This window comes from Plantactinospora sp. KBS50 (genome assembly GCF_002285795.1).
Lineage (GTDB): Bacteria > Actinomycetota > Actinomycetes > Mycobacteriales > Micromonosporaceae > KBS50.
In genome coordinates this window covers 1,759,093-1,771,599 of sequence record NZ_CP022961.1, presented here as the reverse complement: position 1 = coordinate 1,771,599, position 12,507 = coordinate 1,759,093, and the positions used below count along the sequence as shown (strand labels likewise).

The window sequence follows — 12,507 nt, the reverse complement described above, 5'->3', positions numbered from 1 at the left end:
CGGCCCGCGCGCCCAGCCCACCGCCCGGGGACGCGCGACAATCGCGTGGCGGCGCCGGAGCCGCTCGGTCATCCTGGCCGGATGGCCTATCGCACAATGGACGAGGATCCGGATCCGACAACCGTCCGCAGGCTGGTGTTCGTACCCTTCCTGCCGGGCGGCTCGGGCACCGCCGCTTCCGACGGCGGCCCCACCGGAGCCACTGCCGATCCTGACGACGGCGTCCGCGCGGCCGCCTCCGGCCGCGGCGGTGCACGGGTGGCCGTTCCCGACGGGCCGGTTGGGCCGCACCTGCCCGCCGGCGACGTCGAACCCGGTGAGCACTGGCTACTCGACGCCAGCCGGCGAATCCCGATGCTCACCGCCGGCTTCCGGGCGCAGCGGATCCACCCGTTCGCCGCCGACGGCGACACCGTCTACGCCTGGCTGGACGGCGACCGCTACACCGGAACGCGCCCGCACCGCCGGGTGCGGCTGGTCGTCGATGACCCCGCCGGCATCGCCCGACGGCTCGCCGCGGCCGGCCGGACCGAGCAGGCCACCGCGCTACGCGACGGACACCGGTCCTTTCTCGACCAGGACGAGTCGAGCTACTACGCCGACAACCTCCGGCTGCTCGAACCCGCGTACCTGCGTGGCAGCACCCCGCAGGCCGGCTCCGGCTTCGGCGGCGACGCCGCGCTGTGGCGGACCCGGCGCGGCATCATCATGAACGGCATCGACCGCCACGGCACCTTCCTGGACGTCGGCTGCGCCAACGGGCTGCTCGCCGAGTCCATCCAGAGCTGGGCCGCCGAACGCGGGCTGCGCGTCGAACCGTACGGGGTGGACCTGGCGCCGCGGCTCGTGGCCCTGGCCCGCCGTCGACTGCCACACTGGGCCGACCGGTTCGACGTCGGCAACGCGATCGACTGGCGACCGGACGACGGCCAACGCTTCACCTTCGTCCACGTCCTGCTGGACCTCGTACCCGCCGCCCGGACCGGCGACCTGCTCCGGCACGCCCTCGACACCCTGGTCGAGCGGGGTGGGCGGCTGCTGGTCAGCGTGTACCAGGGGCCGGGCGGTTCCCTGCCCGGAGCGGCCGAGCAGGTGAGCCGGCTCGGTTTCCCGGTGGCCGGGGCGAGCACCACGGACGACGGCGCCGCCTCGACCGCCTGGCTGGACTCCTGACCCGCGCCGCTGCCCACCGGACAGATCACAGAACCTACCAGCGGTCATTTTCAGCCGCCCCTGAATCCAGCCATCGTCGCTGATCCGGCGTGGCCGCGGGTTTTCTTTTGCGCACGGCGGTCGATGTCGATGAGCCGACCGACGGCGGCGATGCGGCAGTGGAGGCGGGCGTCGCCGGCGTCGATGGCCGCACCTCCGGCACCGACACACCCTCGGCGAACCACCCAGCCGCCTGCCGTCGTACCACCTCACGCCTCGCCCGCCCCGCGCGGACAACCCACCTCCATCGGGATACCTCATCCGATTACCCCAGTCCCAAACCGTCACACGGACCACATCGGGCGAACCCGGCCATTCAAGATCTATATCCTGCCTCGGGGGTTTAGAACGGTACGACCAGAGTTGAATGCGTTGCGCAGCAGTCGGATCTTCTCCTGATCTGGCCCTTCCTCGAACGTACCTTCATTGTCCGCCAGGAAGTCCCGCCATGCGCCACGCTCACGCTCCATGAAGTCATCATTGTGCGAAGGGTTTTCAATCATGCTGCGATACCCCACAGTGCACTAATTCCAAATATCCCTTCATCTCGCTTCGCGAACTCCAGCCCAAAGGAAGATCGACATAGGTAAAATCGAACAGCTCAACGTGAGCCCAGATCGGCCTAACGCCGACAGTAGTTGCCGTACCAAACCGTGAAACGGTCAACCATCAGTGCCATCGCTAGCCTCCGGTTTATGCTCGCCGATCTTTAGCAGTTTTGCGGATACGTCGATTTCTCCCCGCCTCGCCTACGATTTCGAGAACTTCCGGACTGGTTGCCGACTCAGCTATTCGCAACTGAAGCCAATCCGTCCAACCATCAATTTGTTGGACCACCTCGGCAGATTCGAGCGTGCCCGATAAGATGCGCTCAAGAATCGTCAACTCAAGCGCGCGACGATGCGCATAGGTACGCTTGTCACCTCGAAGTGAATTCACCCACTCTGCACGTTCCGCCTCGCCAATTCTTTCAATCATGCGGAGCACGACGGAAGCCGCGAGGTTGTCGTCACTTTCGGCATCGACAGCTCGGAGTAGCAGCTCGCGCGCGGCAGGCAACTCCATCCCTTTCAGGTAAATTGCCCAGCGAGCATGTTCGTCGCTCATGTCGCCGGTGGCGACACCGACAAGTCGAGCAAGCCGCTCCACCGTGTCATCAAGCGACCCGCCCATCAGCATCCACCACCGCTCAACCGGTACTCGCGCATCTTCGCTCCGATGCTTCCCCGGATCGTTTTTACGTTCTCGTCGACAAATGCCTGTTGCTTGGAGTCTAGCGTCACGTCTGGGTTCAGTGGCTTACCATTCTGGCCAATTTGAATGTCGGACTTGCCGTCCTTGAAATGAGCATGCGGAGGCCCATGATCGTTCGCGTAGATTTGAATCTTCATCGTACCGCGGGAAACGATGGTGCCACTAGTTGGGTAGGCACCGTCGTTGTGGACCAAGACTGGCGTGTTGCCGGCTAGCACATAGTACGTGTGGGTTTTTCACCCCATCACCCAGTGTGACTTACGTTTTTGGGGCGTGTCACCTGGCCTTTCGTGTGTAGCGCCGACCCGACGCATCGAAATCTATGGGTGTTGACGGCGACGGTGACGGCAACCTGGGGAGACGCACCCTTCAGCGGCCCCGGCATCGATGGATGGCGGTTATCGCCGACACCAACAACGACCTTATCGACGAAGTGATCAAATACCAGGCCGACCGAGGTAACTGCGCCCAGCAGCCCGAACACCTCCAACGGGCCAGCGCCGGCGACCAGCCTTCGCCGCCCGCCAAGCGTCCCCGCAGCAGCCGCGACCGCGCACCAAAGCAGTAAGCCAGCCGGACCAAGGCCCTCGGCCAAGATCCGACTGGCTCAAATCTGCTCTACAGGATCAAGAGAAGCGGCCCGGCCGAAGCCGGGCCGCGCGCACGCGCTCAGGACCTACGGCCCCGCGCGCACGCCCACCATCGCCCAGGCGAACGGTGACACCTGGAGCAGCGACCAGTACGACGGCATGAGATCGCTACGCCAGTACCGATCCGAGACATGCAGGCTCGGCAACGTCATCAGCAAGCACGTCGACGCCGTTGGCAACGCACACCACCCTCGCCGTCGAAGGTCCGGCATTAAATCGACACTCGCGGATGCTTATGATCATCTGACATCAACCGTGACAGCAACCCAGGCGCGCCCCAGCGCCCGGAAACGCACAGCGACGCCCGAACACGGTCCGATGGATGAGATGCCAGAACGTCGGAAATCCATCTTCCCCCTTGGTGCCCTTTCACAATCGGCTGGAACGAATACACCGCTTCAGTGTCGTGGACCAAACCACCTAGAGGGTATGTTGGCCAACTGTCGGTGGAGATCCCATTCGGCGGGTCGCAGGCGCTCAACGTGCCATTTGGCACCCGCATTTATCCACGCCTCCCGGAAGCGGATTATTGCGGGAAGGGTAGCATCCTCATAACCGAACTCGACACCACAACAATCACAGATTTCAAACGAAGGCGTTGCCCCGTCATCCCCCAGGGCGGGTCCTCTTGATCAAGTCCACAGACTCGGCATATGAGCATGTCACTGGGCATTGAAGTAATCCAAATTGGTCGGGTAGCCGTGTTGTGCCGGATCGGGGCGGAAGAAAGTTCTAGGCGTCCCGTCCTTCGTCATGACGCCGAAGTAGTCCGTCTGCGGATCGAATCGGACGACATCGCCGTTTCCTCGCGTTCTCGTAAGAGTTGTGCCCGTCGGATTGTTGAACCAATCCTTCGCTTTGTTTACATACTGAAGGGAGTTTTGAACATCAGGGAACTCCGCGCCATGTTTCTTGTAGTGCCCGTACGCGTTCTCTACAGCTGACTTGTTCTTTGTCGCAGTCCAGATCGGATCACAGTTGCTGTTGTGGACAAGCACCGGGGTTGTGCCGGCTATCACATAGTACGTGTGGCATATTCACGGCCGACACGGAGAGTGACCGATCAGTGAAGGGCTCTCACCTGGTCTTTCGTGGCCGGCCGGATAGAGGTTCGGGGCGTCGGGCGGTGTTGACGGCAACCGTGACGGCAACGTGCACAGACCACCACACCCGAACGGATGCGCGCGCTACCCCGCGAGAGCTCGGCGGAGGTCCTTCATCAACAGCAGCAGGTGCATCGGATCCGTGGGACTCGGCTCGAACTTGGCCAGGCGCAGATAGAAGTCGCGGGCGGCGTCGGTCTCGCAGTGGATGAGCACCGCGCGGACACCGATGACCTCGGCTGCGGCGGCGATGCGCCGCAGCACATCAACCACCAGGGCACGTCCGAGTCCGGCGCCCTGGGCGCTGCGGTCGACGCCGAGGCGGGTCAGGATCACCACGGGCTGGTGGTAGCGGCCGGCACCCTGCCGCAGCCGTGGGGAGGCGTCAGCCGGGGCGACGCTGCCGGCAGCCAGGGCGTAATAGCCGATCACCCGGCGATCCGGGTGATCGGCGTCAGCGACGACGTACACCCGGGACAGCCCGGCCCGGTGCGCCTGCAGGGCGTGCTCGGCCAGCCAGACCGACTGAGCAGGCGAGCCGCAGTCGAAGCCGGTCACCACATGCATGGCCGACAACGGCTCGACCGACGAGAAACGCGAACTCACCGCTGCACCTCGCCCGCCGAGCGGTCCAGAACCGTCGGCCCAGCCACCAACTCGCGCAGACCGGCAACATCCTGGGCCGGGCGGTCCAGCGCCTCGTCGAACACCCGCCACGCGGCCTCGTCCAGCAGGAACGCTCGCCGATCGGCGAGCACGTCAGCCGCCGCGTCGGTGGCCGCCTTCAGTACGAACGTCGACACACTCGCACCGGCGGCCTGGCTGGCCGCCTCCAGCAACGCCTTCTGTTCGGCATCCACCCGTAGGTGTAGCCGCTCCGCCTTCGCACTCATCACCCGAGTGTACGCACAACGTACGCCACCACGAAGGCTGGACCCGAGGCTGGTCCAAATCTGCTCTACATAATCAAGAGCGCCCGGCTACGCCGGACGCACGCGCACACGCTACGCCGTTCCGGCCCGCGCGCACGCGCCCACGCAACAAGATCGCCCCAGACCCCGGCAGCCGATCAAGCCCACCGCGACACAGAGCCGTGACGATCGCCGAGGGTCGTCAACCCAGTCGGTTCGCCCGGCGATCGACGCCACGCCACGCAAGCGCGGCCCGGCACCGAGCAACCCATTCACCCAGCCGTCAGGGCCCGGGTCCATCCACATTGGACTTTATCCATACATTCGGATGCGTACCAAGTGTCTGACGGCAACGCTGACGGCAACCGGGACGCACCGCCACGCACTTCTACGCACGAAGTCACGAAGCCAATACGCCCCGGAAGGTCGGCCCAGACCGCGCGAAGACTCCCACCAGGGTCGCGTCCATACTTCGCCAACAACCAATAATCGAATGTCGGCCGCGGCCCGAAAGGCGATAAAGCTAATCGCAAAGAATATCGGTGCCGCCGGGAATTTTACTCGCCGATACGAGCATCAGGAGTTCGGAACCTCCGAAGGACGAATTGTGAGAGTAGGCTGTCTACCTGGCTCCGCAGAAAGGATGAGAGCCCTTCGAACTTCGCCGATATGACGCGAAGCCTCTTCAACCGTGAATCGGCCATCCGTCACACGAGGTGCATTGACGTGTCCATAGGCATCTTGGGCAGTCAAATGAACACCGACCCCGAAGGGGTGGACGCATAAAATCCGGACCTCGACGACACATCCGACGAGTTCAGAGCCCAGAGTACCCCATTGCGATGACGGCATGTCATGGATGTCTCTATCTCTGGCTCCTACCATGGGGCCCATAGCCACTCCCTCGATTGGGCCAGCTGGTTGAAGAGATCGATCTTCCCATGGGGAATCTCCCACTCCAACCCAGGGCCGCCCTCATATTTCAATCCGGGACCGAAATGCTCTTCAAACTCAGAGCGCCTAAACGTGAACTTGATATATCCGTCCTCATGCGTACCGACCGCATAGTCGGCGTACTTCTGTGCAACGTCTTCCGTCCCGATGTAGGCATTGCCGTTGCCTTCTCTGTGCCGTGCCGGATTCAGCCCATTGGCGAGCTCATCGGGGCCATTACCCCTTTGCGGTGCCCGGTATACATGCACCAAGTCATCAGGTCCGCAGTTGTGAACCAGGACCGGTGTTTCGCCGGCGATCACATAGTACGTGTGGATGTCGGCGACCGTGAGGTTGTACATCCAGTGCAGACCGGTCCAGCTCTTCACCGCAGCGACCGTGTGGGTGGTACGACCATCGGCGTCGAGAAGTTGATCATCCGCGACGAGGTCGGCTGCGTCGACCCAGGCGTGTCGATTCACGCTCCAGAAGGGGTGATGCGACGTTGTGTGCAGGACGGAGGTTCTTCCGGTGGCACCGTCCTGCACGGTGAGATCGGTAAGGTCGGTGTCGTGATTGCGGTGCAGGTGGGTGACGGTCTTAGCGGCTGTTTGACCAATCTCTGGGTCAGTGGCCAGGAGTTTGTCACCGACTTGGACATCACCGATCGGTTTCGTGGCGCCGCTGGCCATAAGGACCAGCGTGGCAGGGGCAAAACTGTTAGCACACTTCACCGCGATCCTTACCGGCCGACTCGCCCTGCCCACGCCGCTCGCGACTCTGGCCGCGCCACCTGCGGCCGCCGCTTCGCCAGCACCCTCGGTCACGGCAGCAAGAAGCAGATCTATGCTGAGTTGCCCAGCTCCGTAGCCTGCTTCAAAATCATTGCCCTCAGACAAATTTTTATAGATTGCGCACAAACCGGTGATGACACAAGCCGTAGCCGAATTGCGATTGGCCATACCATACTCAAATTGCCAGTAGTTTGTTTCCGCAACAAAGCTGTCCAGCGCCTCAACCGGATGGTTTACAATCATCCAGGCACCCAGGAGCCTGTCGTATAAATAGTTGTCGGCGCCTGCCTTCACACCGAACACAAAGTCCTGGAGTCTCTTGACAGGCGCCTTCTTGGTTCCGCCTCCGGCGCCAGCCCCGTTACCGGTACTGGCGTAATAGACTTCCCGACCATCCTGGCACGCCTTATCGCAGTTCCCTCCACCGCCGGGCTCCTTGGCCATGAGGCCGGAAGGGTCGGATGAGGTGACCGGGGAGTTGTTGGCGTAGGCGTAGCCGTTCCACTGTTCGGGGTCGGCGAGGTCCATGAGGGGGTCGACGGCCACGAACCGGCCCAGCACAGTGTCGTAGGGGCGGGCGCCCAGATTGGTCAGGCCGGTGGGGTCGCTGGTGCCGTCGATCGTGCCGCCGACGAAGCCGAGTTGGTTGGGCCAGGCCGGCGCCGTACCGCGAGGCTCCCCGTACGGCGTCTGCCGGCGTTGGGTGACGGCCTGGTTGCCCGATTGGATTGCGATCTGTTGGGTACCCTGGTTGTCGTTGACCAGCCAGGTGATCTCGGTGTCCAACTTGCGCTGGGCGAAGACCTGGCCGAGGTGGCTGTAGTACCGCGTGGCGGTCTTGGTGGCGGTGCTGGTGGTGTAGCGGATCTCGGTGCCTGGCAGGTAGAGGGTGGTGCCGGTCGGGTCCCGGGCGATGAGACGCGAACCGTTCGCGTCGTACAGGTAGGAATTGTCCTTGCCGTCGTCGGCCAGCTGGCTCAGCTTGTTCTCGCTGTCCCAGGTCAGCGCCTGGCTACCGGTGCCGGTCGGACAGGAATTGGCTACCACGGCCGGGCTGGGCCGGCAGGTCGTGTTGCCCGCGGCGTCGTACCCGTAGTTCTTCGTCCCGGCCCCGGCGCCCGTCGTGGCCGCCGCCGTCACCGCATGCGGCCGATCAGCACCAGCGGTGGGGTAGGCATAGGTCGTCTCGGTTGTCACCGCGCCGTGCTGGATCTGGGTGGCCCGGTTACCGGTCGAGGTACCGACCGGGTCGAAGGTCCACGAGTGCCAGTAGGGGGCCGGACCGCCGAGGCCCGACACCGAAGGGGCCGCCTGGCAGTCACCGGAGGACGGTGTCCACGCCTGGGTGAGCCGGCGGGCGTAGTCGTAGCCAAAGCACTGGTTGTCGGTCGTACCGCCGGCCGGCTGGTCGGCGATGGAGGTGATGTTGCCGGCCGGGTCGTAGCCGTAGTGAACATCGGCGACCGACTGCGGGGCCAACTGCCGGATCGTCTCGGCCCGCGTGACCCGCCGGGTCGGATCGTCATAGGTCCACGCCCGTTGCAGGAAGTTCTGGTCGCTCTGCTGAAATTTGAGCAGTCCCAGCTCACCGTAGGCGGTGTATTCGGTCTTGGAGACATACCGGGTGGCACCTGTCCAGGTCGTTTCGACCTTGTCCGCCAGACCGGTGACCGAGTCGTAGGTGTACGACACTTGCTCGTAGAGCAGCCCGTCGTTGTCGGGATACCGGATCGCCCCCACGCTGACGCCATCGGCCTTGTAGGAACGGGAAAACGTGTACGTGCCGCTGACCCCGGTCTCCGCCGCCGGGATGATGTAAGCCTCACCTGTCGGCTGGTAGAGAGCGTTGTAGCCGGTGATGGTGGTCCTGTACTCGTTGGCGCCCGCCCCGGTCCACCGGCTGCTGGAGGCCAACTGCCCCTTCGCCCCGCTGGGGTCATACGTCCAGGTGGCCCGCTTGTTGGCCGCGGCGACGGACCCGTCGTAGAGCCCCCGCTTGCGGCCCAGGGAGTCGTAGTCGTACACCAGCGTGTTGCCACGGGCGTCCGTGCTGGCGACCAGATCGCCGTAGTCGTTGAAGCTTGACGTGCTCGGACCCTTGTCCGGATCGTCGCTGGAGGTTTGCCGGCCCCGGATGTCGTACCCGTAGGTCCACGTGTTGCCGGCCGGATCGGTCACCCCGACCAGTTGGTTCTTGCGGTTGTAGGTGTAGGTGCTGGCGTCGTACGCCCCACCGGTCGAGGCGGCCGAGTGCTGGCGAACCTCGATCGTGTTGCCCCGCACGTCGCTGATGGCGGTGGTCGGGGTGCCGCCCTGCGGCGGGGTCACATACGTCCGGTCGCCGCCGTAGCCGGTGCTGGTGCGCCACACTTCCTGACCACCGCTTTTGAACACACTCGCGGTGAGCCGACCGGCCCGGTCGTACTCGTTTGCCGTCTCGCTGGTCGCCTCCCACTCCGGCACCGGAGAGAGCGAGGTGCTCGGGGTGAGGTTCGGATTACGCTGGTTGCCGGTGGTGTACGCGACCCGGCCGGCCGCGTCGTAGCCGGTGTCGACAAACACCGTCCCGCCGCCCGACGCGGCCGCGGTCTGGGTCTGCCGCGCCCGCAGCAGTCCGTCGTACAGGGCGTACGTGGTGAGGTAGTTCCCCGCAGCGTTGATGGTCCTGGTGGTGACGGCGTTGACCCCGCCGCTGTTGCGAATGTCGTAGACGTACTCGATCGACGGGGTGCTGGTCGGGTTCGCCGGGTCGATCCCGATGGACCGGTTGGGCAGCCACACCTTCGTCAGCCGGCCCAACCCGTCGTACCGCAGATCGGTGATCTTGTTGTTGACGTCCCTCACCCGGGTCGGCACGCCCAACGCCGCCGACAGTTCCTTGCTCTCCACCCAGCCGAGCGGATTGGTGGTGCTCACCGCGGTGACCGGACCGCCGAGCGTCGGCGTGTACGTGGTACTGGTGGTGTTGCCCCGCACGTCGGTGACCGCGGTGGGCCGGCCGTGCGCGTCGTAGCTTGACGTGCCGGCGGTCAGCCAGGTGGTGCCGCCCCCGGCGGTCCAGTCCTTCAGCGTCTCCACCTTCGTGGCGTCGCCCCGGGTCGGGCTGGCCCCGAACGCCAGCGCGTCGTAGGAGGTCCGGGTGTCGGAGATCACGTCGGCCGCCGTGCTGGGGTTGGTCCCGCACGCCAGCGCGTAAACCTCGATCCGGTTGACCAGCGAGAGGAGATTCGCACCGGTGTTACGGACATAGCTGGACTTCGTGCAGGTCTGGTCGTCGCTCTTGGCCAGGTCACCCTGGTCGGTGGTGGAGGCCACCATGCCGTACGCGTCGAAGGTGTTGTCCTGCCGGGACACCCGCCAACCCCGGCCCGCGTCCAGCTTCACCGCGCCCCAACTCGTCTGGGTGCCGGTGTATCGGGCGTATGTGGTGGTGTCGCCCATGTCCCGGGTGGCCGTGGCCGCCGACTGCCAGCCCTGGCTGACCGACCGGGACACCACGGCGGTGTCCACCCCGTTGTAGACGGTCTGTTCGCGGACCTGGCCGGCCAGCGCGTTGTCGTCGTTGACCTGCGGGGCGTCGGCCACGTCCACGGTGTCGCCGTCGCCGTTCAGGTCCACCGCCGCCAAGGTGACCGTCCGGGTCCCGCCGCTGGGCGCCTGCCGGTCACCGTGCATGCCGCGGTAGTAGCGGGTCTCGGTCAGCGTCTCCTGGCCATCGGTGCCCTTGCGGACCCGGACCCGGCCGTAGCCCCGGTAGTCCGACCAGGTGCGGAACTTGTCCTTGGTCAAACCGTCGTCGTCCGCGTGCCGCCACGCCGCCCCGTCCAGGTACTCGTACGAGGTGATCACATCGGTGGCGCCGCCGGTCCAGTCGGACTCGATCACCTGGTTGACCACGTACGTGTTGAAGTACTCGGTGACGGTCTGCTTGGTGTACGGGTCCTCGGAGAGCACCGGATAGCAGCGCAGCGTGTTCGTCTGGGCCGAGGACGGCATCGTGCTGCCCTTGACGCACTGCGGATTCGAGTAGACCACCGAGATCTTCCCACCGGTCTCGGTCCAGATCGTCGCCAGCCGCATCCAGTACATCGGTGGCTTGCCATCGTCGGTCTGGTCGACCCTGTTCGGCCGCTGCACCCAGTCGAAGTTGACCTCGGGAACGCTTGTCGACCCACCGACCAGACCGGTGTGCTGGATGCTCTCCAACCACATCCCGTCCCGCGACCCGTCCCCGTTCGGCGGGAAGTTCTGGGCCAACGTCCACGACTCCACGTCGCCGGACACCCCGGCGACGCGCGTGCTGATCTTCGTCAGCCTCCGCTTCGACCAGAACGTCGGCCAGTACTGCCCGACGCAGTCTGAGCCCGTGCACTCCTGGTCCCACGGGACGTCCGGCCAGTTGTCATGATCCGTGCAGCTCGACAGGCATCGGTCCGCGGTGGTGAACAGGACCTGCGCGACCGGGGTCACCGACCGGTCGCTCGCTCCCCGGTCCCAGGTGCCGTAGTCGATCCGGGACAGCGTCGAGGCCCGGTCGTAGGTCACGTCGTCCGAGTCGGTGACGTTGGCCGCGTACTTGTTGGTCTCCTTGCTGTACCAGTACGACATGGTGCCGCCGTGGGTGTCCACGACATAGTCCAGGTTCCACCGCCACGCCTGGTCACAGTGGGCCGCCGCGAACGACGCGTTGTAGCACGGCTCGCCCGAATGGTTTCCGTACACCCGCACCTTGTTGGTGGAGTTCGTGGCGGCGCTCTGGCCGGGCAGGTCGTCGAGGCCGAAGAAATACTGGGTGCCGTCGGAGGTGGTGACCTTCCAGTGCTCGCCGTTGTTGTCGCCGTTCGAGGCGCCGGTCAGCTTCTCCACCTTGGACGCGTCGTCGTCCTTGAGCCGCCACGTCCCGCTCGCACCGTCCCGGACCAGTTCGGTGGAGCTGCCGTTCAGCGACAACACCGCGTTGTCGGTGCCCCAGCACAGGTCCCCGACCTGGTCGTCGTTGGTGGCACCGTTGCCGGTGTCCTCGGCACAGGACACATAGCGCCGCTCGACGAAGCCCGGCGAATACTCGAAGCCCTCGCCCAGCCAGGACGGCTGGTTGTTCGACGCGTCGCTGCGGCCGTCGACCGCGCTCGACGAGTACGACAGGGCCACATTCGGTGCCGGCCCCGGCGCCGGCGGCACCCGGACCGGGTACGACCAGGAGAAGTTTCCGCTCGATCCGCCGGCAGCCCAGGTGGACGACGCCTGCAACGAGGTGGCCCGGTAGTCGCCGGCTGGGCCGTTCGGCGCGGCCTGCAGCGCCACCAGCGCGGTGAAGTCACCGGCCTTGGCGGCTGCCACTCCGGGCTCATCAGCCCGCAGCTCGACCTCGGCGGAGACGCGCTTGTTCCTCGAATCGTTGCGGCTGGGCAGCGGCCGCCCAGCGCAGCCGGCAACGGTTGGCGTGGTCAAACCGCACTCGGGCACCGCCACCAGTCGCAGCCGGGTTGACCAGTCCGCGCCGAACACATCCGCGAAACCGGAGTAGTCGACGGTCACCACGACCCGGCCCGATGCGGTCGTCGAATCCGCCCGGCCGACCCGCAGCAGCACGGCGTCCCGCCAGGCCGCGTCGATGCTGGTCCGATCCAACACCTGCACCCTGGCCCGG

General features: G+C 65.2%; 8 protein-coding genes and 1 pseudogene. 2 read left to right on the top strand and 7 right to left on the bottom strand.

Annotation, left to right across the window (positions count from 1 at the left end; genetic code table 11):
- The first annotated feature begins 81 nt into the window (after positions 1 to 81).
- Positions 82 to 1,173, top strand: a complete 1,092-nt coding sequence (locus CIK06_RS08010; protein ID WP_157756649.1) for a bifunctional 2-polyprenyl-6-hydroxyphenol methylase/3-demethylubiquinol 3-O-methyltransferase UbiG — start codon at positions 82 to 84, stop codon at positions 1,171 to 1,173.
- Between the two features lie 732 nt (positions 1,174 to 1,905).
- Here the strand turns inward: CIK06_RS08010 and CIK06_RS29195 are convergent.
- Both CIK06_RS29195 and CIK06_RS29190 read right to left on the bottom strand, forming a co-directional pair.
- Positions 1,906 to 2,391, bottom strand: coding sequence for a hypothetical protein (locus tag CIK06_RS29195; RefSeq protein WP_157756648.1), 486 nt, complete (start codon positions 2,389 to 2,391; stop codon positions 1,906 to 1,908).
- Entirely contained in the window at positions 2,385 to 2,660 is a 276-nt protein-coding gene (locus tag CIK06_RS29190; RefSeq protein ID WP_198348134.1) for a hypothetical protein, read from the bottom strand. The genes CIK06_RS29195 and CIK06_RS29190 overlap by 7 nt, the downstream gene beginning before the upstream one ends.
- Before the next feature lie 209 nt (positions 2,661 to 2,869).
- Between CIK06_RS29190 and CIK06_RS08005 the strand changes: the two are divergent.
- Positions 2,870 to 3,034, top strand: a pseudogene (locus CIK06_RS08005) (GntR family transcriptional regulator); the annotation flags it as partial.
- Between the two features lie 108 nt (positions 3,035 to 3,142).
- Here the strand turns inward: CIK06_RS08005 and CIK06_RS31835 are convergent.
- The 5 genes from CIK06_RS31835 to CIK06_RS07985 all read right to left on the bottom strand — a co-directional run bounded on the left by CIK06_RS31835 (position 3,143) and on the right by CIK06_RS07985 (position 12,008).
- Positions 3,143 to 3,268 carry a hypothetical protein gene (locus CIK06_RS31835; RefSeq protein ID WP_255408547.1) on the bottom strand — a complete coding sequence of 42 codons (126 nt, stop codon included), beginning with the start codon at positions 3,266 to 3,268 and terminating at the stop codon, positions 3,143 to 3,145.
- Positions 3,269 to 3,778: 510 nt separating this feature from the next.
- Positions 3,779 to 4,114 (bottom strand): hypothetical protein, encoded by a 336-nt coding sequence (locus tag CIK06_RS29185; protein WP_157756646.1) that lies wholly within the window; start codon positions 4,112 to 4,114, stop codon positions 3,779 to 3,781.
- A gap of 189 nt (positions 4,115 to 4,303) precedes the next feature.
- Positions 4,304 to 4,825: a GNAT family N-acetyltransferase gene (locus CIK06_RS07995; protein WP_095564295.1), complete on the bottom strand. Its 522-nt coding sequence runs from the start codon at positions 4,823 to 4,825 to the stop codon at positions 4,304 to 4,306.
- A complete protein-coding gene (locus tag CIK06_RS07990; protein WP_095567480.1) occupies positions 4,822 to 5,112 on the bottom strand; it encodes a DUF1778 domain-containing protein in 291 nt (96 codons plus the stop codon). The genes CIK06_RS07995 and CIK06_RS07990 overlap by 4 nt, the downstream gene beginning before the upstream one ends.
- A gap of 896 nt (positions 5,113 to 6,008) precedes the next feature.
- Positions 6,009 to 12,008: a polymorphic toxin-type HINT domain-containing protein gene (locus CIK06_RS07985; RefSeq protein WP_198348133.1), complete on the bottom strand. Its 6,000-nt coding sequence runs from the start codon at positions 12,006 to 12,008 to the stop codon at positions 6,009 to 6,011.
- Positions 12,009 to 12,507 lie beyond the last annotated feature (499 nt).